The 24,534-nt window shown below is 61.2% G+C and carries 22 protein-coding genes; 13 read left to right on the forward strand and 9 right to left on the reverse strand.

Annotated elements, in window-relative coordinates; all coding sequences use genetic code 11:
• The first annotated feature begins 73 nt into the window (after positions 1-73).
• Together CRO18_RS13555 and CRO18_RS13560 are read left to right on the forward strand one after the other, a co-directional pair.
• The gene (locus tag CRO18_RS13555) at positions 74-1,249 is read left to right on the forward strand and encodes a peptidoglycan DD-metalloendopeptidase family protein (protein WP_097082527.1); all 1,176 of its coding nucleotides are present in this window, start codon (positions 74-76) and stop codon (positions 1,247-1,249) included.
• 180 nt (positions 1,250-1,429) lie between these two features.
• A complete protein-coding gene (locus CRO18_RS13560) occupies positions 1,430-3,109 on the forward strand; it encodes a putative transporter (RefSeq protein ID WP_097082528.1) in 1,680 nt (559 codons plus the stop codon).
• Positions 3,110-3,275: 166 nt separating this feature from the next.
• Here the strand turns inward: CRO18_RS13560 and CRO18_RS13565 are convergent, their stop codons facing one another.
• Genes CRO18_RS13565 through CRO18_RS13580 form a run of 4 tightly spaced genes read right to left on the reverse strand, consistent with a single transcriptional unit; the run spans position 3,276 to position 5,580 of the window.
• Positions 3,276-4,115 carry an ATP-binding protein gene (locus CRO18_RS13565; protein WP_097082529.1) on the reverse strand — a complete coding sequence of 280 codons (840 nt, stop codon included), beginning with the start codon at positions 4,113-4,115 and terminating at the stop codon, positions 3,276-3,278.
• Positions 4,112-4,933, reverse strand: a complete 822-nt coding sequence (tatC, locus tag CRO18_RS13570) for a twin-arginine translocase subunit TatC (RefSeq protein ID WP_076485332.1) — start codon at positions 4,931-4,933, stop codon at positions 4,112-4,114. The genes CRO18_RS13565 and tatC overlap by 4 nt, the downstream gene beginning before the upstream one ends.
• Positions 4,930-5,352, reverse strand: a complete 423-nt coding sequence (gene tatB / locus CRO18_RS13575; protein ID WP_076485331.1) for a Sec-independent protein translocase protein TatB — start codon at positions 5,350-5,352, stop codon at positions 4,930-4,932. Before tatB ends, tatC begins: the two co-directional genes overlap by 4 nt.
• 15 nt (positions 5,353-5,367) lie before the next feature.
• A complete protein-coding gene (locus CRO18_RS13580; protein WP_076485330.1) occupies positions 5,368-5,580 on the reverse strand; it encodes a twin-arginine translocase TatA/TatE family subunit in 213 nt (70 codons plus the stop codon).
• Positions 5,581-5,750: 170 nt separating this feature from the next.
• On the opposite strand from CRO18_RS13580, the gene CRO18_RS13585 reads away from it, so the two are divergent.
• From CRO18_RS13585 to CRO18_RS13595, 3 genes are all read left to right on the forward strand, one after another.
• The gene (locus tag CRO18_RS13585) at positions 5,751-6,137 is read left to right on the forward strand and encodes a YafY family protein (RefSeq protein WP_097082530.1); all 387 of its coding nucleotides are present in this window, start codon (positions 5,751-5,753) and stop codon (positions 6,135-6,137) included.
• Between the two features lie 9 nt (positions 6,138-6,146).
• Positions 6,147-6,770 (forward strand): MarC family protein, encoded by a 624-nt coding sequence (locus CRO18_RS13590; protein WP_097082531.1) that lies wholly within the window; start codon positions 6,147-6,149, stop codon positions 6,768-6,770.
• An 84-nt stretch (positions 6,771-6,854) separates the two neighbouring features.
• Positions 6,855-7,430, forward strand: coding sequence for a TIGR02281 family clan AA aspartic protease (locus CRO18_RS13595; protein ID WP_097082532.1), 576 nt, complete (start codon positions 6,855-6,857; stop codon positions 7,428-7,430).
• A gap of 24 nt (positions 7,431-7,454) precedes the next feature.
• Here CRO18_RS13595 and CRO18_RS13600 read toward each other — a convergent pair whose 3' ends face one another.
• On the reverse strand, positions 7,455-8,423 hold the full coding sequence (locus tag CRO18_RS13600) for a magnesium transporter CorA family protein (RefSeq protein WP_076485505.1): 969 nt from the start codon (positions 8,421-8,423) through the stop codon (positions 7,455-7,457).
• A gap of 158 nt (positions 8,424-8,581) precedes the next feature.
• Here CRO18_RS13600 and CRO18_RS19155 point away from each other — a divergent pair, with 158 nt between their 5' ends.
• Positions 8,582-8,713: a hypothetical protein gene (locus CRO18_RS19155; RefSeq protein ID WP_283234896.1), complete on the forward strand. Its 132-nt coding sequence runs from the start codon at positions 8,582-8,584 to the stop codon at positions 8,711-8,713.
• A gap of 125 nt (positions 8,714-8,838) precedes the next feature.
• On the forward strand, positions 8,839-9,240 hold the full coding sequence (locus CRO18_RS13605) for a winged helix-turn-helix domain-containing protein (protein WP_076485326.1): 402 nt from the start codon (positions 8,839-8,841) through the stop codon (positions 9,238-9,240).
• Between the two features lie 73 nt (positions 9,241-9,313).
• Here CRO18_RS13605 and CRO18_RS13610 read toward each other — a convergent pair whose 3' ends face one another.
• The 3 genes from CRO18_RS13610 to CRO18_RS13620 all read right to left on the reverse strand — a co-directional run bounded on the left by CRO18_RS13610 (position 9,314) and on the right by CRO18_RS13620 (position 14,969).
• Positions 9,314-10,567, reverse strand: coding sequence for a calcium-binding protein (locus CRO18_RS13610; RefSeq protein WP_097082533.1), 1,254 nt, complete (start codon positions 10,565-10,567; stop codon positions 9,314-9,316).
• 168 nt (positions 10,568-10,735) lie between these two features.
• Positions 10,736-13,942, reverse strand: a complete 3,207-nt coding sequence (locus CRO18_RS13615) for an efflux RND transporter permease subunit (RefSeq protein WP_097082563.1) — start codon at positions 13,940-13,942, stop codon at positions 10,736-10,738.
• A 46-nt stretch (positions 13,943-13,988) separates the two neighbouring features.
• Entirely contained in the window at positions 13,989-14,969 is a 981-nt protein-coding gene (locus CRO18_RS13620) for an efflux RND transporter periplasmic adaptor subunit (protein ID WP_097082534.1), read from the reverse strand.
• Positions 14,970-15,195: 226 nt separating this feature from the next.
• Here CRO18_RS13620 and serS point away from each other — a divergent pair, with 226 nt between their 5' ends.
• Positions 15,196-16,485 (forward strand): serine--tRNA ligase, encoded by a 1,290-nt coding sequence (gene serS, locus CRO18_RS13625; protein WP_097082535.1) that lies wholly within the window; start codon positions 15,196-15,198, stop codon positions 16,483-16,485.
• 71 nt (positions 16,486-16,556) lie between these two features.
• Here the strand turns inward: serS and CRO18_RS13630 are convergent, their stop codons facing one another.
• Complete coding sequence (locus tag CRO18_RS13630; RefSeq protein ID WP_097082536.1) at positions 16,557-17,609, reverse strand: PotD/PotF family extracellular solute-binding protein; 1,053 nt, start codon at positions 17,607-17,609, stop codon at positions 16,557-16,559.
• 158 nt (positions 17,610-17,767) lie between these two features.
• Here CRO18_RS13630 and CRO18_RS13635 point away from each other — a divergent pair, with 158 nt between their 5' ends.
• The 5 genes from CRO18_RS13635 (at position 17,768) to CRO18_RS13655 (ending at position 24,521) form a co-directional block, all read left to right on the forward strand.
• Positions 17,768-19,183, forward strand: a complete 1,416-nt coding sequence (locus tag CRO18_RS13635; RefSeq protein WP_097082537.1) for a deoxyribodipyrimidine photo-lyase — start codon at positions 17,768-17,770, stop codon at positions 19,181-19,183.
• 114 nt (positions 19,184-19,297) lie between these two features.
• Complete coding sequence (locus CRO18_RS13640; protein ID WP_076485320.1) at positions 19,298-19,774, forward strand: TrgA family protein; 477 nt, start codon at positions 19,298-19,300, stop codon at positions 19,772-19,774.
• Positions 19,775-19,807: 33 nt separating this feature from the next.
• Complete coding sequence (locus tag CRO18_RS13645) at positions 19,808-20,947, forward strand: NUDIX domain-containing protein (RefSeq protein ID WP_097082538.1); 1,140 nt, start codon at positions 19,808-19,810, stop codon at positions 20,945-20,947.
• A gap of 74 nt (positions 20,948-21,021) precedes the next feature.
• A complete protein-coding gene (locus tag CRO18_RS13650; RefSeq protein ID WP_076485318.1) occupies positions 21,022-22,050 on the forward strand; it encodes a cysteine synthase A in 1,029 nt (342 codons plus the stop codon).
• The gene (locus CRO18_RS13655) at positions 22,050-24,521 is read left to right on the forward strand and encodes a DUF3772 domain-containing protein (RefSeq protein WP_170952674.1); all 2,472 of its coding nucleotides are present in this window, start codon (positions 22,050-22,052) and stop codon (positions 24,519-24,521) included. Before CRO18_RS13650 ends, CRO18_RS13655 begins: the two co-directional genes overlap by 1 nt.
• Positions 24,522-24,534: the final 13 nt, after the last annotated feature.

Here is a 24,534-nt window from a genome sequence, read left to right on the forward strand (position 1 = left end):
CTGGCCAAGGCCGCACAGAAACCGCGATGGAGCAACGTCCCCGGGTAACGGGGCTAAGAACGAGGACCGAGCGATGCCAGCATTCCCCGGCAAGACGATGATCCGCATGACCCTATCCAGCATCGCTTTGCTGACGGTTGCGGGCTGCGTGGACGAGGATTTCCGCCGCTTTGGGGATTTGGGCTTCGACACTTCGAATGCCGCCCGCCAGGCCACCGTTGCGCGCCCCCAGCCTGATAGCCGCGGCGTGATCTCTTACCCGAATTACCAAGTTGCCGTGGCGCGCCAAGGCGACACCGTGGCCGATATTGCCAACCGGCTTGGCCTCGATGGGGCGCGGCTGGCGCGGTATAACGCGCTCAAACCGACCACCGTGCTGAACCGGGGCGAAGTGGTCTCGCTGCCGTTCCGCGTGGCCGATGCCCCGGCCGGGAGCGCGCCCGCGACCACAAGCGCAGGCACGGAACGGATTGATATCACCTCGCTGGCTTCGGGCGCGATTGACCGTGCCGAGGGCACGCAAACAGCCGCCGCAGCGCCCAGCACCCCGGCGCCGCCCGTGGGCGCGGAGCCGATCCGCCATAAGGTGGCGCGCGGCGAAACCGCCTATTCGATTGCGCGCTATTACAATGTTTCCGCCAAAGCCTTGGCCGAATGGAACGGCCTGCCCTCTGATATGAGCGTACGCGAGGGGCAATATCTGCTGATCCCCGTGGCAGCAGGCAAAGCCCCGGCCCCGGCCACAGCAGCAATTACCCAACCCGGGCAAGGCTCGCCCACGCCCGAACCGCCGTCGGCCGCGCAACCGCTGCCGGAGGACCACACACCCGCCGCATCGACCCCGGTTGATAGATCCGCAGCCCCCAATTTGGGCACGAGCCGTACTGCGGCCTCTGGTGGCGGCAAATTTGCCATGCCAGTTTCGGGGGCGATCTTGCGGCCTTATGTGAAGGGCAAAAACGACGGGGTGGATATTTCCGCCAGCGCAGGCACCCCGGTGAAAGCCGCCGATGCTGGCACCGTCGCCGCGATCACCAAAGACACCGAGCAAGTGCCGATCTTGGTGCTGCGTCACGAAGGTGGCTTGCTCACCGTTTATGCCAACATCGACGGCATCACGGTGAAGAAAGGCGACCGCGTCAGCCGTGGCCAAACCATTGCCAAGGTGCGCGCGGGCGACACCGGATTCGTCCATTTCGAGGTCCGCAAGGGCTACGATTCGGTCGATCCGATGCCCTATTTGCAATAATTCCCTCCGATCCTCCCCCGGATGATCTGGCGCAAGGCATAACCGGGCCTCTCACGCTAAGAGAGGCCTGAAAAGCGTCATATCTGCACCTTTTTTCATCGGGGAACAAAGGGTTGACCTGAACCTAGCAGTTCGGCACATTTTGTCGCAGGGAGGGCGCCACTCTGGAGGAGGGTGACCATGGCTCTATTGGAATTTCTACATTCCCTGTCAGAAGTGGCTCTGGCATCGGCGGCATTGATGCTTGCCGGGGCGCTGGGGCTTCTGCTGGGAGGGCTCAATTGGCGCGGCATTGGGCTTGGCATCGGCGGCGTGCTGTTTGCCGGGTTGTTTGTCGGCCATTTCACCTCGGCGGCGGGGCTGCACCTGTCGCCCGAGATGCTGGAATTCGTGCGTGAATTCGGGCTGATCATCTTTGTGTTCACGATCGGGATTCAGGTCGGCCCCGGCTTTTTTGCGACGCTGCAAAAGGCAGGGCTGCAATTCAACCTGATCGCCGCCTCGATTGTGTTATTGGGCGTGACCACCACTGTCGCGCTGCATTTTATCGCCGATATTCCGGTGCCCGCGCTTGTGGGGCTGATGTCTGGGGCGGTGACCAATACGCCCGGCCTTGGGGCCGCCACGCAGGTGCTCAAAGATGCTGGCGTGCCCTCTGAGGTGATATCCGAGGCCTCGCTTGGCTATGCGGTGGCCTATCCTTTCGGGATCATCGGCATTTTGATCACCATGATCGCCGTGCGCACCGTGTTGCGCATCAAGATCGAAATCGAAGAAGAGCAGTTTGAAAACGCCCGCGCAAAAGGGGCGCAAGAACTGCCCGCAATCAACGTGGTCGTGCATAACGCCAACCTTGAGGGCCTGCCCTTGGGCGAGGTGCCCGATCTTTACGACCAAGGCGTTGTGGTCTCGCGCCTCAAACGTGGCGATCTGCTGATGCACCCATCGCGCAAGATGGTGCTACATCTGGGCGATGTGCTGCACCTAGTCGGCCCGGCAGATAAACTGCACGCGATGGTGCTGATCCTGGGCGAAGAGGTAGATGTGAGCCTTACCACCACCAAAGGTTCGCAACTGACGTGGCAACGCATCGCCGTGACCACCAAGAAAGCCCTTGGCAAACGCATCCGCGATTTCGGGCTGGAAGAACGCGGCGTGTCAATCTCGCGCTGCACGCGCGCGGGGACGCAGTTGCCTGTCGAGGCGAGCCTGACGCTGCAATTTGGCGATATCCTTACCGTGGTGGGGCACCCCAGTGACGTGGATGCCGTCAAACCGCTCTTTGGCAACCAAGCGAAAAGCCTTGAACTGGTGCAATTCGCGGGCGTGTTCTTTGGTATCTTGATCGGGATCGGCATCGGCTCCATCCCGATTGCCTTCCCCGGTCTTCCGGCACCCTTGAAACTTGGCCTTGCCGGTGGCCCGCTGGTGACCGCCATCGTGCTTTCGCGGATTGGGTTCTTGGGGCCGTTTGTGTTCTTTATGCCGCCGGTCGCCAACCATGCGTTGCGCGAATTGGGGATTGTGCTCTTTTTGGCCGCTGTTGGCCTCAAAGCGGGCGGGCAATTCGTCGACACGCTGATGAACGGCGACGGGTTTAGCTGGATGTTCTACGGCATGTTCATCACCGCAATCCCGCTGATGATCGTTGGCTTTGCCGCGAGGATCATTTGGAAGGTAAACTACCTCAGCCTGTCGGGCGTGTTGGCGGGGTCTATGACCGACCCACCGGCGCTCGCTTTCGCCACCAATATGTCGAGCACCTCTGCCGCGGCCATCGGCTATGCCTCGGTCTATCCGCTGGTGATGTGTATGCGGATTTTGGCACCACAGATCATTGTGCTGACCTTAATGGTCTAGCGCGCCAAACTATCGCCAAACGAAAGGGGGCCACGTGCCCCCTTTTTCATCGCCCACGCCCCACAGCCCTTCGACTTTGTCCAAATATCCCAGGGGTGAATTTTGCTAAAAGCAAAAGAGGGGGCAGCGCCCCCTCCCTTCTCATCCATGAAAACCGGACGCACCGTCAGACAGACTTGCCGTGCCGCCCAGCGAGGTCCGTGAAGAACTGCCACGCCACCCGGCCCGAGCGCGAGCCGCGCGTGCGATACCATTCTACCGCCTCGGCGCGCAAAACCTCGGGGTCGATGTCGAGCCCATAGGCCGCGCAATAGCCTTCGATCATCGCGAAATACTCGTCCTGATCGCAGGGGTGGAAGCCCAGCCACAGCCCGAACCGATCCGAGAGCGAAACCTTTTCCTCCACCGCTTCTGAGGGGTTAATCGCGGTCGAGCGCTCGTTTTCGATCATGTCACGCGGCATCAGATGACGCCGGTTTGAGGTGGCATAAAAGAGCACATTGGCGGGCCGCCCTTCGATCCCGCCATCGAGCACTGCCTTGAGTGATTTGTAATGCTCATCATCATGGCTAAAGCTCAGATCATCGCAAAACAGCACAAAGCGGGTTTGCGGCGCGGCACGCAACAGGTTCAACAGCCGCCCCACCGAAGGCAGATCTTCGCGCGCCAGTTCCACCAGCTTGAGCGAGAGCCCCTGCGCATTCACCGCCGCCTGCACGGCTTTGACGAGCGAGGATTTCCCCATCCCGCGCGCGCCCCACAAAAGCGCATTATTCGCCGCTGCCCCGCGCGCAAATTGCAACGTATTGGCCAACAGCGTATCGCGCGCCCGGTCGATGCCACGCAAAAGCGCAATATCGACCCGGCTCACTTGCGGCACGGGCACCAAACGGTCGGGGTCGGAGTGCCACAAAAACGCCTCTGCCTGCGCGAAATCAGGCGCGGGTTCGGGCGCTGGGGCTAGTCGCTCCAGCGCCGCCGCGATCCGCTCTAGGGGATCACTCATTCTTCGTCCTCATCCTCGAACCAAGTGCCCTCGGCCCGCATCCGCGCCTCGCGCTTTTTCTCGATGCGTTTGACGAGTTGGATCGACACTTCAAAAAGCGGATAGACCGCCGAGAAGAGCATGATCTGGCTGATCACATCGGGCGGCGTCGCAACCGAGGCCACGAGCAAAATCGCCACAATCGCGTATTTGCGCACGCCCGAGAGCGAGGCCGCGGTGATCAACCCTGCCTTGCCCATCAGCGTCAGCAACACCGGCAGTTGGAAGCAAATCCCAAAGGCCAAGATGAACTTGACGGTGAGCGACAGGTATTCTTGCACCGAGCCTTGGAAGCCGATCGAGGCCAGTTCATTCGCGGCCGCCATATCCCCTTGCTGGAAGCTCAAGAAGAACCGAAACGCCATCGGCAGCACGACGAAATAGGCAAAGGTCGCGCCGACAAAGAACATCGCAGGCGAAGCAAAGAGGAACGGCAAGAAGGCGTTCTTTTCATTGCGATAAAGCCCCGGCGCCACGAAGCGCCACAGCTGCCAAGCAATTATCGGGAACGACAAAGCAAAGCCACCTAAGAACGAGATATTCACCGCAACGAAGAAGCCTTCTTGCAGCTTGATCAGGTACAGCCCGCATTGCTGGCCGCGATCCGCCAAAGCATGGCAGATCGGTTGCGTCAGGAAGTTGAAGACCGGCTTCCAGACCGCGTAGCACGCCACCATCGCCACAACGAAAGCGCCGAGCGAAATCAAGATGCGCGTGCGCAGTTCCGCCAAATGCTCGATCAGCGGCGCGGCGGTATCGTCAGGGGTATCAAGGCTCATGCATCACCTTTCGGCGCGGGCTTGGGGGCCTCTTCCGGCTCTCCGGCCAGTTCAGCCGCGTCCAGTTCCGCCTGCAACTCCGGATCGGGCGTAAAGGCCGCCGCCCCCGCAGCCGCACCGGCCTTGGCGGCGGCAGACATTTTCGGCTCCCATTTTTCGAATTTTTCGGTGGCGCGTTCCAGCGCCGAAATCCCCGGCGCCTTGGCACGGGCAATGTCGCCCAAGCCTTTGGCCGCGTCATCCAGCCCCGTTTCCTTGGCCGCATCTTCCATCGCCCGGGTGAAGTCGCGCGCCATCGCGCGGGCTTTCGCCGTCATCCGCCCTAGGCTGCGGAACATCACCGGCAGGTCTTTGGGGCCCACCACGATCAGCGCCACAACGCCAATCACCAGAAGCTCGCTCCACCCGATATCGAACATGGTCCGCGCTCAGCCTCAGACCTTGTCTTTGCCTTCGGGGGTCGCATCTTTGCTCCCCTCGGCGGCGGCCTCTTCAATTTCTTTGGCGCCTTCGTTCATACCTTTTTTGAACGAGGTGATGCCTTTGCCCACTTCGCCCATGAGCGAGCTGACCTTGCCCTTGCCAAAGAGCACCAGCACCACGACGGCGATCAGCAAAAGACCGGGCACACCAATATTGTTGAACATGTTTTCCACTCCTTACGCGCGCTGGCGCCTGTTGCGTTTGATCTGGTTTTACGAAGCCCGCGCGGCGGCGCAAAGCGCCATTTGGGCGCGCCCCCCGCTGCGCCACCAGATAACTGACAGTTATTTGTCAGTTGCCCCCGGATCGGCTAGAAAGCAGGCGGAGGCAGACTATGACCCGCAATGAACGATTGGAACAGATCATGATGCTCTTGCGCGACGGGCAATTGGTGCGCGCGCAAGATATGGCGGCGCGGCTCGGTGTGTCTGAGCGCACGATCTGGCGCGATATGAAAACGCTCGTCGATTATGGCGTCCCGGTCGAGGGTGAACGCGGCCTGGGTTATGTGCTGCGCCGCGCGGTGGCACTGCCGCCCTTGGTGCTTTCCGCCGATGAAATGGCCGCGCTACAACATGTTTTACGGCTGGCCGAGGCCCATGCCGATACCCGCATTGGCACCGGCGCGCGCAGCTTGGCCGCGAAAATCCGCGCGGTGATGCCGCCTGAGCCCGAAGAGGAAGACGAGAGCCCACTGGCGCCCCCCGGGACGAGCGGCTAATCTGCCCCCATGGGAAGCGCCGAACTGATCACCGCCTTTGTCACGCTCTTTGTCGTGGTCGATCCGATCGGCCTCGTGCCGCTTTTCTTGGCGCTGACCCAAGGCATGGATGCCCGGATGCGCCGGGCCGTGGGGCTGCGCGCGCTTGCCATTGCTACGGTGCTACTCACGCTCTTTGGGCTTTTTGGCGATGCGCTTTTGCGCGGCATTGGCATTTCCATGCCCGCCTTCCGTATTGCGGGCGGGGTGCTTTTGTTCCTCACCGCGCTTGATATGCTTTTTGAACGCCGCACCCAGCGGCGTGAGGGGCAATCGGCCGAACCGCATGCGCCCGACCCGTCTGTTTTCCCGCTCGCCACACCACTTTTGGCGGGCCCGGGCGCGATGGCGACGATGATCCTTTTGGCGGGCTCTGGCACCGGAACGGTGCATTTGCTTGCGGTGCATGGGGTGATGCTCGCGGTTTTGGCCTGTGTCTTTGTGCTCTTTTTGCTCGCCACACCGCTGGAGCGCGCTTTGGGGCGCACCGGCACGATGGTTGTCACCCGGCTTTTGGGGATGCTTTTGGCCGCGCTTGCCGTGCAATTCATTTTGGACGGGCTGATGGGCGCGGGGCTCTTCACCGCGCCGTGACGCACCGCCCCGGTGACATTGAAGCCGTGGCTGCCTACATCAAAGAAAAGCCCTGCCCCAAGCAAACCCTTGCCCGGAGTGCCCATGATCGACGATCCTGAACGCCTTGTGTATCTGGTGCTGCTCCTTTTGGTGCTGGCAGGCTCGGTCATTGCCAAGCTGCGCCACCGCCCCGGCGAGACCGTACAGCAGATGATGATCTGGGCGCTGATCTTTTTGGGCGTGGTCGCGGTGGCGGGGCTTTGGCCCGAGTTTGAGCGCACGCTGCTCAATCGCCAAGCCGTGCATCAAGATGGGCGGATTGAAACGCCCGTGGCGATGGATGGGCATTATTACCTGACCGCCGAGGTGAACGGCACGCCGATCCGCTTTGTGGTGGATACCGGGGCGAGTTCCATCGTGCTGAGCCGCGCAGATGCCGCGCGTGTGGGGCTTGATACCGGCAGCCTTGCCTATATCGGGCAGGCGCAAACCGCCAATGGCACCGTGGCCACCGCGCCCGTGCGGCTAGACAGCGTGGCGATTGGCCCCTTTAGCGACAACAATGTCCGCGCCGTGGTGAACCGGGGCGAGCTTACGGATTCGCTTTTGGGGATGAGCTACCTCACCCGTTTTGCCAAGGTCGAGTTTGACGGCAACCGGATGATCCTTACTCGCTGACCCAAGCCCTGCGCGGGCGGAAGGCTAGAGCCACTTCTTCCACTTGAAAAACGCCCATGTCCCCGCGGCAGAGGCGACCATCAGCACCAGAGCGAACGGGTAGCCCCAGCTTTGGTTCAGCTCGGGCATATTGGCGAAGTTCATCCCATAGGCCGAGGCAATGAGCGTCGGCGGCAAGAACAGCGCGGTCACGACCGACAAGATCCGCACCGTGTTGTTTTGTGCGAGGTTGATCATACCAAGCGTTGCATCAACGCTGAGCGACACGCGCGACGACAGAAAGTCATTATGCACCGAAAGCGCCGCAATATCGCGCATCAAGGCTTTGATAATCGGGCGCAATTCATGCGCCGCCCCCTGCGCGGCCCGCGTCTGATCAAAAAATGACAGCGCACGTTCAAGGGTCAGAAGCGCCAGCCGGATTTTGCCTAAAAGGTCGCCTTGCCGCCCCACCTCGCCAAGGCTCGCCTTGAGTTCCTCTGGCCCTGCATCGCCCAAAACCCGCGCGGACACCGCATCAAGCACTCGGCCCACACCTTCCAAAAGGTCCGCAAGCCGCGCCACAATCTCTTCCACCAACCCCAGAAATATCCGCTCGGGAGTGGCGCAGCCGGGCGTGGTGCGGGCGGCCCGGTCTGGGTAGGTGATAAAACTGCGCGGCGCATGGTGGCGCACCGTCACCAAGCGCTCGGGCGTGAGGATAAAGCTGACCGGGCCCGCGACTTGCACGCCATCGGGCGTATGACCGGGGATCACCACCGTCATCACATCGGTTCCATCTTCGCGATAAAGCCGGTTCGAGATCTCAATCTCTTCCATATCCGCGAGCGTCGGCACCTCCAGTCCCAGCGCCTCCACTGCCGCGGACTGGCTGTCGAGCGGGCGATAAAGGTCGATCCAAATCGCGCGGCCCAGATCGGGGCGCGGGTCGGTCGGGCTTTGCTGGCCAAGCCGTGCAAGACCGGGAGACTGGGACACATAAGCGTGAAGCATGGAAGGGCTCACATTTGGGGTGCTGCCAAAAAGCGCGGGCGACAGGCGAAGGTCAAGCCCCAGACCAAGAGCCGGCGCGGTTTTGCCCCGCCCCCGCCCTGCATCCGCCACATTTTCGGTTCACGCCTAGGGAAATAACGGTTCTGAAGGGGGGCGAAATGCCAATTCCCGGTTTCGATACGGTGGCACTTGTGGTCATCATTTTCGTCGCCCTGCGCGAGACAGTGGCCCGCTTGCGCCTGATCCGTGCTGCACGCCGCGCACCGAGCCAAGGCCCCGCCAGCGCCTAAACCCGCGTCAATTAGCGCGTTTACAGGTGACGAATTCGCGTCGCCCTCTCGATTCCCCTGCGTAACCGTGTTATTTCGTCAGTTAATAGACTGACGCGCTCAATCGAGGAACGGTTTCCGTGGAGATGGAATCGGGCGATAGCCCGCAACAAGAACATATGCTGGATGTGACCCCGCAGCCCGGTGCGACGCCGTCGCAAGAGGCGCCGGATGAGCGCTGCGCCGCGCTTGATGCCGAGGAGATGATCGGCCGCGCGCGCGCCGCCTCCAACCTGCTGAAAGCGCTCGCCCATGAGGGGCGGCTTATGATCATGTGCTATCTCGCCTCGGGCGAGAAATCGGTGACCGAGCTGGAAAACCGGCTTGAAACGCGGCAGGCGGCGGTCAGCCAACAATTGGCACGGCTGCGCCTTGAAGGGCTGGTGACCAGCCGCCGTGAAGGCAAGACGATCTATTATTCCCTGTCTGACCCGCGTGCGGCCCAAGTGGTGCAAACGGTCTATGAGCAGTTCTGCTCTGCCTCGTAAGCTTGCCCCCCGCGCAAAAGAAAAACCGGCCCCGGTTCCCCGCGGCCGGTTTCGTTTTGACCAAGACTGACGGTTAGGACGTCATAAAGTCATTGCTTGCGGGCAGAAGGGTGCCGTTGAATTCGGCGAGCGTCAGATCTTGCAGCAAGATCGTGTCCCCCTCGGCCAGCGTGATCAACAGCCCTGCATCGGTGTCAAAGAGCGTGGTCGTGGGCGCGCCCTGCAGATAGGCGTCAAAGGCCACGCTTTCGATCAACAGGCTATCCACACCCACCTCAAAATCGGTGATTGTCACATCACCCTGTTTGTTGGTGAAATCTTTGAAGTCGAAAGTATCTGCCCCCGCACCGCCCGTGGCGGTGTGATCGCCGCCCGAGATCATGCGCAGCACCAGCAGGTCGTCCCCCTCCCCGCCATCCAGCAGCGAACTATGGTTGCCGGAGTGGATCGTGTCTTGCCCCTCGCCGCCCAGCAGCACGTTGTTGCCAACGCAGCCGTAGATCAGGTCATCGCCCGACCCGCCATCAATCGAGTCATTCCCACGGAAGCCTTGGATTGTGTCATCGCCCGACCCGCCAAAGATCACGTCATCGCCAGCATTGGTGCGAATAAGATCGTTGCCTGCCCCGCCATTGATCGGCCCGTCAACGAACAAAAGCCGATCATCGCCCTCGGTGCCCTGCGCAACGCCGCCCACATCTGCCCCGGTCAAGTGCAGCGTGTCCCACAGGCTGAGCCCTTCAAAGGTGACGGTGGAGCCGGTGTCAAACCCGACCAAGGTGCCGGTGCCCGTCTCGACCACAGAGATGATAGCGGTGGGGGCAAAGTCAGATTTGCCCAAGCCGAAATCGATCGTGTCTTCGCTCGGATCAAAATCAGTGATCGTCAAATCAGTGATCATATGATGAACCGCATAGAGACCGCCCCATTCAAGCACGAAAGTATCCGCCCCTGCCCCGCCTGTGCCGACAGGGGCCCCTATACCGGTCAGGATAAAGCTCAGGACGTCATCCCCAGCCCCGCCATCAAGCACGCTTCCGTTTTGCCCCCGGAGGATATCATCCCCGTCATCGCCCCAAAGACTGTCGGAGCCACTACCTCCTATAAGCGTATCGTTGCCGTTGCCACCGAGCATGATATCGGCACCTATGCCTCCGATGATGAGATCATTGCCATCCCCACCATCAAGCAGGTTGTCTCCTCCGTTAAGGACACCAAGCGTGTCATCCCCGCCAAGGCCAATAAGTACGTTGAAGTCAAAGTTGGATCCGACAAGGGAGTCATCCCCTTCGGTGCCGATTTGATAAAGGGTTGCAGCGGTAACCATGAGACTCTCCAAAGTCTTTGAAATTCCGGCCAATTAAGAATGGTTAACGCGCGATTCGTCCAAAGATTTCGCCACGGTTTTGCCGCATTCCCGCCATGATTGCGCCGCAAATGGAAACGCCCCCCAAGCGGGGGGCGTTTTGTAACGCGGCCGGAAACGGTGCGCCGATCAGGTCTTAAAGATGCGGTAGATCGCCGGGATCACCAGCACCGTGAGCAGGGTCGAGCTGAGCAGACCAAACAAGAGCGAAATCGCCAGCCCTTGGAAGATCGGGTCCGCCAAAATCACCGCCGCGCCGATCATTGCCGCCACAGCGGTGAGCAAGATCGGTTTGAAGCGGATCGAGCCGGCCTCGATCAAAATGTCGATCTCGGTTTTGCCGGTGCGGTCTGCATGGCGGATGAAATCAACCAGCAAGATCGAGTTGCGCACAATGATCCCGGCAAGCGCGATGAAGCCAATCATCGACGTGGCCGAGAACGGCGCCGAGAACATCATATGCCCCAGCATGATGCCAAGGAAGGTCAGCGGCACAGGCGTCAGCACCACGAGCGGCAGGCGGAAGCTGCCGAACTGCGCCACCACAAGGATGTAAATCCCGACCAGCGCGATGCCAAACGCCCCGCCCATGTCGCGGAAGGTCACCCAAGTGACTTCCCATTCGCCATCCCACAACAGCGTCACATGGCTTTCATCCTCGGGCTGGCCGTGCAGGCTAATCTCGGGCTTCATGCCATCGGCCCAATCCATCGCCTCAATCGCATCGCCCACGGCGAGCATGCCGTAAAGCGGTGCCTCAAAACTGCCCGCAAGTTCGGCGGTGACCATTTCCGCTTCGCGGCCATTGTGCCGGAAGATCGGGAAAGAGGCTTTTTCCTCCCGCACCTCGATCACATCGCCCAGTTCCACCACGCCGCGCGCGCCGGGCAGAACATTGGCCGGAATCGGGGTGGAGAGCGTCGCCTCATCCATCACCTTGGCGCTTTTGGCGCGCTCCATCACAATCGGCAGCGGCGCGCGTTCTTGGCCCCGATGCGAATAGCCAACCGTGGTGGAGCCATTGAGCAGACCCAGCGTGTCAAAGACATCGCTTTCCTGCACCGAGTAGAACTCCAGATTGTCCGGGTTCACCGTCGCGCGCAGGCGGCGGGCTTCCGTGCCAAAGCTGTTGTCCACATCCACAATGAAGGGCACCGAACGGAACGCCTCTTCAATCTGGCGCGCAGCGGCACGGCGGGTTTCGGCATCCGGGCCATAGACCTCGGCCAGAAGGGTCGAGATCACCGGGGGACCGGGCGGCGGCTCCACCGTTTTCAGCACCGTGCCTTCGGGCAGATCAAGCGCGGTGACGCGTTCGCGCACCTCAAGGGCGATTTCATGGCTGGTGCGGTCCCGCCCATCCTTGCCCTTGAGGTTGATCTGAACATCGCCCTGCCACGGATATTCGCGCAGGTAATAGTGCCGTACGAGCCCGTTGAAGTTAAACGGCGAGGCCGCGCCCGCATGCGTTTGCACCGAGATCACCTCGGGCATTTCCGTCACCGCGGCGGCCACCATTTGCGCAACGGCATCGGTAGCTTCGACCGACGATCCCTCCGGCAGGTCAATCACAACGCCGAGTTCGGACTTGTTGTCAAAGGGCAGCAGTTTCACCGTAACATGCTTGGTGTAAAGCAGCCCCAGCGAACCGAAAGAAAGCACAATCGTCGCCAAGAGGAACATCCACGCGGTGCCCTTGGTCGCCAAGATCGGGCGTGCCACGGCGGCATAAATCGCGCCAAGCTTGCCACCGTGATGATGCCCGCCATAGGCATCCTCCTCCGAATGCGCCGACATATCGGCCCGGCCCGCGATCTTCACCATCAGCCACGGCGTGATCATCACCGCGACGAAGAAAGAGAAAATCATCGCCGCCGAGGCGACCGAGGGGATGGGCGACATGTAAGGCCCCATCAGCCCCGACACGGCCAGCATCGGCAAGAGCGCGGCCACCACGGTGAGCGTGGCGACGATGGTGGGGTTGCCCACTTCGGCCACTGCTTCAATGGCCTTTTTGACCCGCGAACCGGGGGTTTTCATCGCCCAATGCCGCGCGATGTTCTCGATCACCACGATCGCATCATCGACCAAGATCCCGATCGAAAAGATCAGCGCGAACAGGCTCACCCGGTTGAGCGTGAAGCCCATGGTGTTGGCGGCAAAAAGCGTAAGCAGGATGGTGACGGGAATAACAATCGCCACCACGATGCTTTCGCGCCAGCCAATCGAAAACAGCACCAGCGCGATGATAGAAATCGTCGCCAGCCCCAAGTGGAACAGCAGTTCATTGGCCTTTTCATTGGCGGTTTCACCATAGTCGCGGGTGACCTGCACCTCGACACTGTCGGGGATCAGGCTCCCTTCCAGTTCATGCACCCGCTCCAAGATCGCCTCGCCCACCACCACGGCATTCGCGCCGGCGCGCTTGGCAATGGCGAGCGTGACAGCCGGGGCACGATGCAGGGTGTCACCCTCGCGGGTGACATTGGCGACGATATGGTCCGAGGTGTCGCCCACATAAGAAATATCGGCCACATCGGCGACATAGACCGGGCGTCCATCGCGCGCGGTCAGCAGCAGACCCGCAATTTCCGAGGGCGCCACAAGCGTTTTGCCCGCGACAAGGTCGATTTCCTCGCCGCCATCGCGCAGCTTGCCAGTGTTGAAGCTACGGTTGGCCTGCTCGACCTTGTAGGAAAGCTGTTGCAGCGTGATCCCGTAAAGCGCGAGCTTTTCCGGGTCGGGCGCAATACGGATCGCCTCGGTCGCCTCGCCTACCAGATAGGTCAGGCCGACGTTTTCGATTTTGGTGACTTCAGTCTGCAATTCGCGGGTGATGCGGGTGAGGTCATTCGCCCCGATTTCCGAGCCCGGCTTGCCCGACAGCGTCAGCGAGACAATCGCCACATCATCAATGCCACGCCCGACGATAATCGGCTCATCAATGCCCTTGGGGATGCGGTCGGCATTGGCGCGCACCTTTTCATGCACGCGCAAAATCGCGGCATCGGACGAGGTGCCCACAATGAACCGCGCCATGACGAGCGAGTAATCATCCATCGTCTGGCTATAGACGTGCTCAACCTCATTGATCGAGGTGATGATCGTCTCCATCGGCTCGGTGACGAGCTTCATCGCATCTTCCGCCTTCAGCCCGGGGGCTTGCAGGTGGATATCGACCATCGGCACCGAAATCTGCGGCTCTTCCTCGCGCGGCAGGTTGACGAGCGCAACAAGCCCCACCGCCAAAGCGGCCAGAATGAACAGCGGCGTAAGCGCCGAGCCAATGAAGCTTTGCGTCAACCGCCCGGCAATGCCCAATTTCGCATCGCCCATATCGGGCGCGTCTTCGGAAAATTCATCGCCCGTCGAGGGGGGAGGATTAGTGCTCATGCGCCAAGACCTCTTCACCGCCGGTCAGACCGGACAGGATTTCCATCATCGGCTGGCCGTTCACTTTGGTCACAGGCCCCGGCACCACCGCGCGCTCCATCGGGCCTTGCGCGGTCGCCACGATCACGAAATCAAGCCCGGAATGGGTTTTGACCATCTCGGCGGGCACCAAGATCGCGTCGCGCGCGGCGAGCGGCAGCTTCACCAGCACACGGGCACCGACAAATTCGGAATTGAGATCAGCCACTTCCACATCGGCATTCACCCGACCGCCTTCGATCAGCGGGTAGATTTTGGCAAGCTTGCCCGAGATCTCGCCAGCAGCCGTGTCGATGCTGATCGCATCGCCTTCTTTCATCGTGCCGGCAAAACGCTCGGGAACGGAAAGCCGCAAGAAGAAGCCACCGCCTGCGATGGTGGCAATGCTTTCGCCTGCCATCACCACCGCCCCTTTGGCGACCGGGACTTCTAGCACACGGCCCGCGACGGGGGCGAGCACGGCGCCCTCGGTCGCTTGTTGCTCGGTCACTTGGCGGCTCGCGCGCTGCGCCTCAAGCTGCTGGCTGACCACTTCGGCTTGGGTACGCAGGGCATCGAGCTGTTGGGTGGTGATCACGCCACGGGATTTGAGTTCTTCGCCACGGGTCAATTCACGCTCGGCATTCGCCATCTGGCTTTCAAGCGCCGCAATTTGCGCGTCGATCGCATTGATCTGAAAGGCAATCTTCGCATCGACCACGCGGCCAAGCTCTTGCCCAGCTTCGACCAGATCACCCTCGGTCACGCTCAGTTCCACCAAGGTGCCCCCAAGCCGCGCCCGCGCCGGGATCGAATCCTTTGCCTCGACTTGGCCGTAGACGGTTTTCCAATCGGTCAGCATCGAGGGTTCAACCTTGAAGCCCCCCTCGGCCCGCGCAATCTGCGGCCCCAAGACCGCAAGCGCTACCAACGTCACGACGAAAGCTTTCATGGCGTCATCCCTTCCCTGTGGCGGCCAGACCGGAAGCCCTGACATTCCGGTTTTTGAATATCTGCGCATGTAAGCTAGTATAGGCCCGACCCGCAAGCCCCGCCAATGACTTCCGTCGCTCTTTTCACCATGTTTTCGCATGACAGGGGCCGCGTTTTGCCCGCGCGCGGGGCTTTTCTGCCCCGGCAATTGTGCTAAACGCTTCGCAACAGTTTCGGAGGCTTCCATGCACGATATCCGCGCCATTCGCGAAAACCCCGCCCAGTTCGATGCTGACCTTGCGCGCCGGGGGGCCGATGCGCTTTCGGGCCCGGTGCTCGCGCTTGATGAAAAGCGCCGCGCCGCGATTTTGGCGGCCGAAACCGCGCAAGCCGCACAAAACGCCGCCGCCAAGCAAGTGGGCGCCGCCAAAGCCAAGGGGGATGAGGCGGAATTTGAGCGCCTGCGCGCGCTGGTGGCGGAAAAGAAATCCGAAGTGGCAGCCCTTCAGGCGGAGGCCGCAGCGCTCGATGCCGAACTTCGCGATCTTCTGCTAACGATCCCGAACAACCCGCTCGCCGAAGTACCCGAGGGCGCGGATGAAGATCAAAACGTCGAAGTGCACCGCTGGGGCACGCCCAAGACTTTCGCCTTCACGCCGAAAGAGCATTATGAGCTCCCGGCTGTCGGCGGGAACATGGATTTTGAAACCGCCGCCAAACTTTCGGGCGCGCGGTTTGTGGTGCTGAAATCGGGCGTCGCGCGGGTGCACCGAGCGCTGGCGCAGTTCATGCTCGATCTGCACACCGAAGAACACGGGCTGCAAGAAACCATCACCCCGGTTTTGGTGCGTTCGGAGGCGATGCTCGGCACCGGACAGCTACCGAAATTTGCCGAAGACAGCTATGAAACCACCAATGGCTGGTGGCTGATCCCCACCTCGGAAGTGACGCTGACCAATGTGATCGCGGGCGAGGTTTGGGAGGAAAGCGCCCTGCCCTGCCGGATGACCGCGCATACCAATTGCTTCCGCTCGGAAGCGGGCTCGGCGGGTAAAGACACGGCAGGCATGCTGCGCCAACACCAGTTTGAAAAGGTGGAGATGGTCTCGATCTGCCACCCCGATGAGGCGCTGGCTGAGCATGAGCGCATGACCAAATGCGCCGAAGCGGTGCTGGAACGGCTCAACCTGCCCTATCGCCGGATTGTGCTGTGCACCGGCGACATGGGCTTTGGCGCACAAAAGACGCATGACCTGGAAGTGTGGCTGCCCGGCCAAAACACCTATCGCGAAATTTCCTCGGTCTCGACCTGTGGGCAATTCCAAGCGCGCCGGATGAATGGCCGCTTCAAACCCACGGCGGGCGGCAAGCCGGAATTTGTGGCCACGCTGAACGGGTCCGGCCTTGCGGTGGGTCGCTGCTTGATTGCGGTTTTGGAGAACGGGCAAGAGGAAGACGGCTCCGTCACCCTGCCCGCCGCGCTGCACCCCTACCTTGGCGGCAAAACCCGGTTGGTGGACGGCAAGCTCGTCTAAGACGCCGCACTAAAATAGAAAAAGCCCCGGACAAGGCCTCTTGTCCGGGGCTTCTTTTTGCTCAATCGGGATCAGAAGCCCGCTTTGATCTTTTCAAACTCGGCCAGTTGGCGCTCGCGCAGTTCCGGGTCGTTCGGCACTTGCGGCAAGATCGGCGCATCAATCGGGCCGATACCGGCTGCGACTTGTTCTTCCATCGGGATGGATTCCATCGCCGTCAGGCTGGAGTGACCATAGCCAATCGCTTCCAAAAGCGCGGGCGCCGATTCCGGGCGCAGCCACGAATTCATGAAGTCATAGGCTTTTTCTTCCGCGCCGGGACCATCTTTCAGGTTCACATAGCCGCAGATGAACGTCGAAGAGCCTTCCGCCGCCTCCCGCTGGAACTCCACCGGGTAATTGTCGGCGCGCAGATAGGCCACGCCGTCGTTCCAAGACCACGAAATCAGCACCTCGCCCGAAGCCATCGTCTGGGCTTGTTCGGACGGGTCATTCCAGTAGCTCAGCACATTCGGGTGCACTTCGCGCAGCCACGCGGCGGCAGCTTCAAATTGCGCTTCGGTGACCTCGGTCCAATCGGTCACGCCGGTCGCCAAATAGGCAAGCGCCCAAACATCATCCGACGAGTTCGGCAGCGACATCCGGCCCGCATATTTCGGGTTGGTAAAGACCTGAAGCGAGGCCACATCCTCGGCGGGCACTTCTTCGGGGTTGTAAGCAATCGCGCTCGCGCCCCAATCGGTCGGGATAAACCAGACCCCTTCGTCATCCGCAAAGATCTTCGACTTCAGGAATTTCGGGTCGATGGTGGCATAGGCCGGGATTTTCGACACATCCCACGGCTCGATCAGGCCGGCATCGCGGTATTTGGAAACCATTTGCGAACAGGGGTGAGCCACATCGGCTTTAAAGCCCGAGGCAAGCTTTTGATAGGCCTCGTCATCATCGCCATAGAACGAATAGCTCGGGCGATCGCCGTTTTTGTCGATGAAGCCTTGCAAGATGCCTTCGACCTCAAACCCGGCCCAATCAAAGACCAGAAAATCCGGATCACCCGCTTGAACGGGGGCAGAAAGCGCCGTGGCCAAGGCGGCAGAGGCCAGCAGAACAGAGGTTTTTTTCATGCGGAGGGGTTCCCTGTTGAAGTTGTTTTGCCGCACGCTAGACCGCGCCAAAGGCGGCGACAAGGGAAAGTTTGAACGCTTGGTCGCAGGCGATAGGCACGGCTCGATTTGCCCATTTGCCCTTGCCGAATGCCCTCCCCGCCCCCAATTTGGCGCGCATGAGTGACGCAAAACCGATCTTGTTGTGGCTGCGCCGTGATCTGCGGCTGGCGGACCATCCGATGCTAACCGCGGCGGAAACTTCCGGCCGGCCGGTGCTGGCGCTGTTTATCTTGGACGATCTCGCCGCGCGCTATGGCGCCGCGCCGCGCTGGCGTTTGGGAGAAGCTTTGGCCGATTTCCTGCCCCGGTTGGAGGCACTTGGCTGCCCGGTGGTGATCCGCCGCGGCCCGGCGCTAGAGACCCTGCGCGCGGTTGCCAAGGAAGCGGGTGCCGCGGCGGTTTGGTGGAGCCGCGATCTGGACCCGGCGGCGATCAAGCGTGACACCGAGATCAAATCTGCCTTGAAAGCCGAAGGGATCGAGGCGCGCTCTTTCGCCGGGCAAGTGATGTTCCCGCCGTGGGAGGTGCAAACCGGCCAAGGCGGGCCATACCGCGTTTACACCCCATTTTGGAAAGCGGTGCGCGGCCTTCCCGTGGCCCCCCCCCTCGCAGCGGTGAAATCGCTGCGCCCCGGCCCGGCCCTGCGCGGCGAAACATTGGAAGACTTAGCGCTTGGGCGCGATATGCGGCGCGGCGCGGCGGTGGTGGCGAAACACGCCCGCGTCGGCGAGGCAGCCGCTCAGGCACGGCTCACACGTTTCCTTGAGGGCCCGATTGAAGACTATAAGACCCGGCGCGATTTCATGGGGGAGGCGGCGACCTCCGAGCTTTCGGAAAACCTTGCTTGGGGCGAGATTTCGCCCGGCCAAATCTGGCACGCGGGCCAGCGCGCGCTGCACGAGGGCGCGACGGGCGCCGAGCATTTCCTCAAAGAACTCGTCTGGCGGGAGTTCGCTTGGCATCTGATGTCCCATTTCCCGAATTTGGCGCAGGAAAACTGGCGTTCGGAATGGAACTCCTTCCCCTGGCGCGGCGACAATGACGATGCAGAACGCTGGCGCCGCGGCATGACGGGTGAGCCTTTGGTCGATGCCGCGATGCGCGAATTGTACGTGACAGGCCGGATGCACAACCGCGCGCGGATGATTGCCGCCTCTTACCTGACCAAACACCTGATGACCGATTGGCGCGTGGGGCTGAAATGGTTTGAAGATTGCCTGACTGACCATGACCCGGCGGCCAATGCGATGGGCTGGCAATGGGTGGCAGGCTGTGGCCCGGATGCGGCGCCCTATTTTCGCGTCTTCAACCCGGCCTCGCAGGCGGAAAAATTCGACAAAAACGGCGCCTATCGCCGCCGCTGGATTGCCGAGGGCAACCGCCACGCCCCCGATACCGCGCGCGATTTCTTTGCCGCTGTGCCCAAAAGCTGGGGCCTCACGCCGGGCGCGCGGCTGCCCGACCCTGTGGTTGATTTGGCCGAAGGGCGTGCCCGCGCGCTCGATGCTTATGCGGCGCGCGAAAAAAACTGAACGCTGAACACGGATCGTTTACCAACCTGCCACGATTGCGTCCCGATTCACGCCACAATCTGCCCGCAAGCTCAGGCTTCAACGCGCATTTTGTTGGGTCGGCCGGGGTAAGACATGCAGAAAGTTGTTCTACGCGATTCGCAGATCAAGCTGCCCACCACAGCGAAGCTGTTTGGTGGCTTAGGTCTTGCGGCTACGGGCTTTTTCGGGGCCGAGTTGATGGCGCGCAACTTGCCCATCAGCGCCGCGGTGAATGGCTTTGCGGGCATTGCCGCCTCGATCGGGCTGATGGTCGGCTGGCGTGTGATCGGCCTACGCCCGGGACGTGGCGTTGTCCGGGCGCTCGAACGGGGTCTGCATGCCGTCATTTACCTTGTGTTCTGGACCATGCTGTTTCTTGGCGCGGTGCAGGTCATGCACAATATGGTGCGTGGCCGCTATGACATGCCCAACGAAGCGCTGGTTGATGTGCTCTCGCAAGGCATGACAATGGCTGGCGCCGTGCTACGCTTTGACACGATCGCGGTGCTCTTTCTCGGCGGCATGGTTTCGGCTATCTTGGCCGAATGGGCGTGGAAACGCTGGCACTAAGCCCGCGCCCGAGGCAGAACAGGGCGCAAAACATTGACCGAGCTTTATTTCTTTTACGGCACCTTGTGCCATGAACCGCTTCTTGCCGCTGTGCTTGGTGCGCCCAAGCCCTTGCAACCCGCGCGCCTTGATGGCCACGAGGTCCGACACGCGCTTGATGCTGACGGCACCGATCTGGGCTACCCGCTGCTGGTGGAAGGTCCTGCGGGGACCACCGGCGGCATCGCCCAGATCAGCGAAGCCGAGGCCGAACTTCTGGATTGGTACGAGATCGGCTACCGCAAGGAACAGCGCAGCGTGACCGATGCGGAAGGAACGGCACATCAAGCTTGGGTCTACATCCCCGACACCGCGCGCTGGGGCGTGGGCGATTTGTGGACGCTTGAGGCTTGGGCCGCAGAGAAAGGCCCGCTCGCCACCTTGGCCGTGGCCGAGGTGATCGCTTTGCGTGGGCAAGTGCCGATGGAGCAAGCCTTGGCGCGCTATCCGATGATCCGCGTGCGCGCGGCATCCCGCCTGCGTGCGACCGAAGCGCCTCGCCCCGCGAAACTGCGCTTCCAACCCGGCCCTGAAGATATTGAAATTGAAAGCTTGCGCACACCTTATGCGAAGTTTTTTGCGGTCGAGGATTACCGCCTGCGCCATCGCCGCTTTGACGGCACAATGACCCAACCGCTTGAGCGCGCGGCGTTCGTCTCGGGCGATGCGACGGTGGTTTTGCCCTATGATCCGATCCGCGACCGGGTGCTTTTGGTCGAACAATTCCGCACCGGCCCCTTGGCGCGCGGGGATGTGAACCCTTGGTCTTTGGAGGCGATCGCAGGCCGCGTCGATGCCGGTGAAACACCCGAAGAGGCCGCAAGGCGCGAAGCGGGCGAGGAAGCCGGTATCACGCTTGGACGGTTGATTGCGGCACCGAACCACTATCCCTCCCCCGGCGCCAAATCTGAATATATCTATTGTTTCATTGGCTTGTGCGACATTCCTGACAGCGCGCCGGGGCTTGGCGGGCTGGAAGCCGAGGGCGAAGATATCCGCTCCCACCGGATTTCCTTTGCCGATCTGATGGCGCTGATCGAAAGCGGTGAGGTGGAAAACGGCCCGCTTCTCGTGCTGGCGCTTTGGCTGGAGCGGATGCGCGAACCGCTCCGCGCCGATGCTTTGGGCGGATGAACAGCCTCTGCCCTTGAGAGAGGCGGAGTTGCGCCCTACTCTTCCCCGCGACCCTTTACGAGCCGAGGAAGACCATGACCTTCTCCCCCGACCTTGCCGCGATGATCGGCAACACGCCGTTGATCCGCCTGCGTAAGGCCTCCGAAGCCACCGGCTGCACGATCCTTGGCAAAGCCGAATTCATGAACCCCGGCCAATCGGTGAAAGACCGGGCCGCGCTTTACATCATCCGCGATGCGGTGGCGCGCGGCGCGCTTGCACCAGGTGGCACGATTGTCGAGGGCACGGCAGGCAATACCGGGATCGGGCTTGCGCTGGTGGGGGCCTCGATGGGCTTTCGCACGGTGATCGTGATCCCGAAGACGCAAAGCCAAGAAAAGAAAGATATGCTGCGTTTGGCGGGGGCGGAACTGGTCGAAGTGCCCGCGGCCCCCTTTTCAAATCCCAACAATTATGTGCACTATTCGCGCCGTTTGGCTGAAGAACTTGCACAAACCGAACCTAACGGCGCGATCTGGGCCAATCAGTTCGACAACACCGCAAACCGCCAAGCCCATATCGAAACAACGGGGCCAGAGATCTGGGCGCAGACCCAAGGCGGGGTGCATGGCTTTGTCGCCGCCGTAGGCTCGGGCGGCACTTTGGCAGGCACCGGTATGGCGCTGCAACCGAAGGGCGTGAAAATCGCGCTGGCCGACCCCGAAGGCGCCGCGCTGCACAGCTTCTACACCACCGGCACGCTGAAATCCGAAGGAAGCTCCATCACCGAAGGGATCGGCCAAGGCCGGATCACCGCAAACCTTGAAGGCTTCACGCCGGATATGAGCTTTTGCATTCCCGACACCGAGGCCCTGCCGATCATCTTTGATTTGCTTGCCGAAGAGGGGCTATGCGTGGGCGGGTCTGCGGGGATCAACATCGCAGGTGCGATCCGCATGGCGCGCGAAATGGGTCCGGGCCACACGATTGTCACCGTGCTATGCGATTACGGCACCCGCTATCAGTCAAAACTCTTCAACCCGGCATTCTTGGCAGAGAAAGGCTTGCCCGTTCCCGGCTGGATGTCGGCCCCCGCGCGCCGCCTGCCGGAGGTCTTTGCCTGATGCGGATTTGGCTCCAGACCCTTCTTTTGCTTTTGGTTTTGGCGCTGCCGGTCGTGGCGCAAGACGAAGTCGCACCAGATTATAAAGCCTTCGATAAGCTTTCGACGCAGGTGGAAAAGGCCGTTTCCGAAGCCACGATGAGCGATGCAAAGCTCAACGAATTGCGCGCTGAAATGGTCAAATGGCGCGCGACGCTGACCGAAGCCCAAAGCGCCAATACCGATCAGATCACCACGGTCAAAAACCAATTGGCCGCCCTTGGCCCCGCACCCGAAGAAGGGGCAACGGAAGACGAGGCCATTGCGAAACGCCGCACAGAGCTCAGCGAGCAACTGGCGAAACTGCAAGCCCCCGGCATCACCGCGACAGAGGCTGCGAGCCGCGCAGACAGCACGATCCGCGCAATTGATAAATTGGTCCGCGAACGTCAGGCCGATAAAATGCTGCGGCTTTCGCCTTCGGCTGCGAACCCGGTGAACTGGCCTGCTGCCGCCTCGCTTCTGCGCTGGATGGGCGAATGGATCTATGACGAGACCCGCTGGCGCTTCACCCAGCCGATCAATTTTGATGAGCTGCGCAACAATGCCCCGGTGATCTTGGGCCTTGTGCTGATGGCGCTGGTGCTTTTGGCCCGCGGTCGGCGCTGGATGGTACGGCTGACGGATTTCTTGCTGAGCAAAACCGCGATGCGCGGGCGCGGCGTGATTTCCGCTTTGGTTTCACTCGGCCAAGTGATCTTGCCGACCTTTGGCGCAATTTTGCTGACCATTGCCCTCAAGCAGACCTCCCTTTTCGGGCCGATCCTGACCGAGCTTTTTGAAATTGCGCCCACCCTTCTTTTTACGGTGATGATGGCTTGGTGGCTCGGCACCCGCATCTTCCCGATGCGGGGCGGTGTTGAAAGCGCGCTCAAATTGGGCGAGGAAGGCCGCGCCGAGGGGCGCATTCACGCGCTGTCGCTTGGGCTTGCCCTTGCCACGCATCAGTTGGTGTTGCTGTGGGTGGCCCCCCGTGCTGAAAATTTCCTTGGTGGCGCAGGCAATGTGGCCGCTGACAAAGCGCAAGCGGTGGCCGAACGCGCGGATGCCGCGCTTTCTGTCCTGCAAGCACCGTTGCAAATCTTTGCCGCAATTGCACTTTTTCGGATGGCGCAGCTCTTGCGGCGGCAAAGCCGCAATACCGCCGAGAACGAAGAAGGCGTTTTCCGCCGCAAGCTCCTCAGCTGGCTGGGCACCGCGCTGATCTTGATTGCGCTCGCGGCGCCGGTACTGGGCACGATCGGCTATATCAGTGCGGCCGACGCGCTGATTTGGCCCGCCGTGCTGACGCTTGGTCTTTTCGCGACGGTCGCGATCTTGCAACGCTTCATTGCCGAGCTTTACGTCACCATCGCACGGGGCGAGGATGTGCGCCGCGATGCGCTGATCCCGGTTCTGGGCGGTTTTCTGATCTCGCTCGCCTCGCTCCCTGTTTTGGCCTTGGTCTGGGGCGCCCGCGTCGAAGACCTGATCGAGCTTTGGACCGCTTTCAAAAACGGGGTCTCGGTCGGTGGCGTGCGGATTTCGCCCACCTCGTTCATCACCTTCGCGGTGGTCTTTGGGATCGGCTATGCGCTCACCCGTGCGTTTCAAGGCGCGCTCAAAACCACGATCTTGCCAAAGACAAAGCTCGACAAAGGCGGCCAAAACGCGATCACCTCGGGCATTGGCTATCTGGGCCTGTTCTTGGCCGCACTGATCGCCATTTCTACCGCCGGGATTGACCTTTCCTCGCTTGCCATCGTCGCTGGTGCGCTCTCTGTCGGCATTGGTTTTGGCCTGCAAACCATCGTGCAGAACTTTGTTTCGGGCATCATCTTGCTGATCGAACGCCCGATTTCCGAAGGCGACTGGATTGAGGTCGGCGGCCAGCATGGGATTGTGAAAAACATCTCGGTCCGCTCCACCGTGGTGGAAACCTTCGACCGCACCGATGTGATTGTGCCCAACGCGGACCTGATTTCCGGCACGGTGACAAACTGGACCCGTGGCAACAAAACTGGGCGTCTGATCGTGCCGGTGGGCGTGGCCTATGGCACCGATACCCGCAAGGTCGAGAAAATCCTGACCGAGATCGCACAAGCGCATCCGCTGGTGATGATGACGCCTGCGCCCTATGCGCTGTTCCGGGGCTTTGGCGCCGATAGCATGGATTTTGAAATTCGCGCGATCCTGTCGGATGTGAATTTCAAGTTGAGTGTCATGTCGGAGATGAACCACCAGATCGCCGAACGCTTCGCCGAGCATGGCATCGAAATCCCCTTCGCGCAGCGCGATATCTGGATCAAAAACCCCGAAACGCTTCTGGGGCAAGCGCCCGAGGCCAAGCCCCCTGCCCCAGTTGCAGCAAGCCCCAACAAAACGCCGACAGAACTTGGGCCGATGGCGCGGCTTTCCGATAACGACGGCACAGAGGATGGCGACGGCCGCTAAGGCAATGTGCAAA

This window comes from Rhodobacter sp. JA431, assembly GCF_900217725.1.
GTDB lineage: Bacteria > Pseudomonadota > Alphaproteobacteria > Rhodobacterales > Rhodobacteraceae > Rhodobacter > Rhodobacter aestuarii.

Coding starts and splice junctions, on each gene's coding strand:
- CRO18_RS13555 (WP_097082527.1), top strand. CDS start 74: ATGCCAGCATTCCCCGGCAAGACGATGATCCGCATGACCCTATCCAGC.
- CRO18_RS13560 (WP_097082528.1), top strand. CDS start 1,430: ATGGCTCTATTGGAATTTCTACATTCCCTGTCAGAAGTGGCTCTGGCA.
- CRO18_RS13565 (WP_097082529.1), bottom strand. CDS start 4,115: ATGAGTGATCCCCTAGAGCGGATCGCGGCGGCGCTGGAGCGACTAGCC.
- tatC (WP_076485332.1), bottom strand. CDS start 4,933: ATGAGCCTTGATACCCCTGACGATACCGCCGCGCCGCTGATCGAGCAT.
- tatB (WP_076485331.1), bottom strand. CDS start 5,352: ATGTTCGATATCGGGTGGAGCGAGCTTCTGGTGATTGGCGTTGTGGCG.
- CRO18_RS13580 (WP_076485330.1), bottom strand. CDS start 5,580: ATGTTCAACAATATTGGTGTGCCCGGTCTTTTGCTGATCGCCGTCGTG.
- CRO18_RS13585 (WP_097082530.1), top strand. CDS start 5,751: ATGACCCGCAATGAACGATTGGAACAGATCATGATGCTCTTGCGCGAC.
- CRO18_RS13590 (WP_097082531.1), top strand. CDS start 6,147: ATGGGAAGCGCCGAACTGATCACCGCCTTTGTCACGCTCTTTGTCGTG.
- CRO18_RS13595 (WP_097082532.1), top strand. CDS start 6,855: ATGATCGACGATCCTGAACGCCTTGTGTATCTGGTGCTGCTCCTTTTG.
- CRO18_RS13600 (WP_076485505.1), bottom strand. CDS start 8,423: ATGCTTCACGCTTATGTGTCCCAGTCTCCCGGTCTTGCACGGCTTGGC.
- CRO18_RS19155 (WP_283234896.1), top strand. CDS start 8,582: ATGCCAATTCCCGGTTTCGATACGGTGGCACTTGTGGTCATCATTTTC.
- CRO18_RS13605 (WP_076485326.1), top strand. CDS start 8,839: ATGGAATCGGGCGATAGCCCGCAACAAGAACATATGCTGGATGTGACC.
- CRO18_RS13610 (WP_097082533.1), bottom strand. CDS start 10,567: ATGGTTACCGCTGCAACCCTTTATCAAATCGGCACCGAAGGGGATGAC.
- CRO18_RS13615 (WP_097082563.1), bottom strand. CDS start 13,942: ATGGGCGATGCGAAATTGGGCATTGCCGGGCGGTTGACGCAAAGCTTC.
- CRO18_RS13620 (WP_097082534.1), bottom strand. CDS start 14,969: ATGAAAGCTTTCGTCGTGACGTTGGTAGCGCTTGCGGTCTTGGGGCCG.
- serS (WP_097082535.1), top strand. CDS start 15,196: ATGCACGATATCCGCGCCATTCGCGAAAACCCCGCCCAGTTCGATGCT.
- CRO18_RS13630 (WP_097082536.1), bottom strand. CDS start 17,609: ATGAAAAAAACCTCTGTTCTGCTGGCCTCTGCCGCCTTGGCCACGGCG.
- CRO18_RS13635 (WP_097082537.1), top strand. CDS start 17,768: ATGAGTGACGCAAAACCGATCTTGTTGTGGCTGCGCCGTGATCTGCGG.
- CRO18_RS13640 (WP_076485320.1), top strand. CDS start 19,298: ATGCAGAAAGTTGTTCTACGCGATTCGCAGATCAAGCTGCCCACCACA.
- CRO18_RS13650 (WP_076485318.1), top strand. CDS start 21,022: ATGACCTTCTCCCCCGACCTTGCCGCGATGATCGGCAACACGCCGTTG.
- CRO18_RS13655 (WP_170952674.1), top strand. CDS start 22,050: ATGCGGATTTGGCTCCAGACCCTTCTTTTGCTTTTGGTTTTGGCGCTG.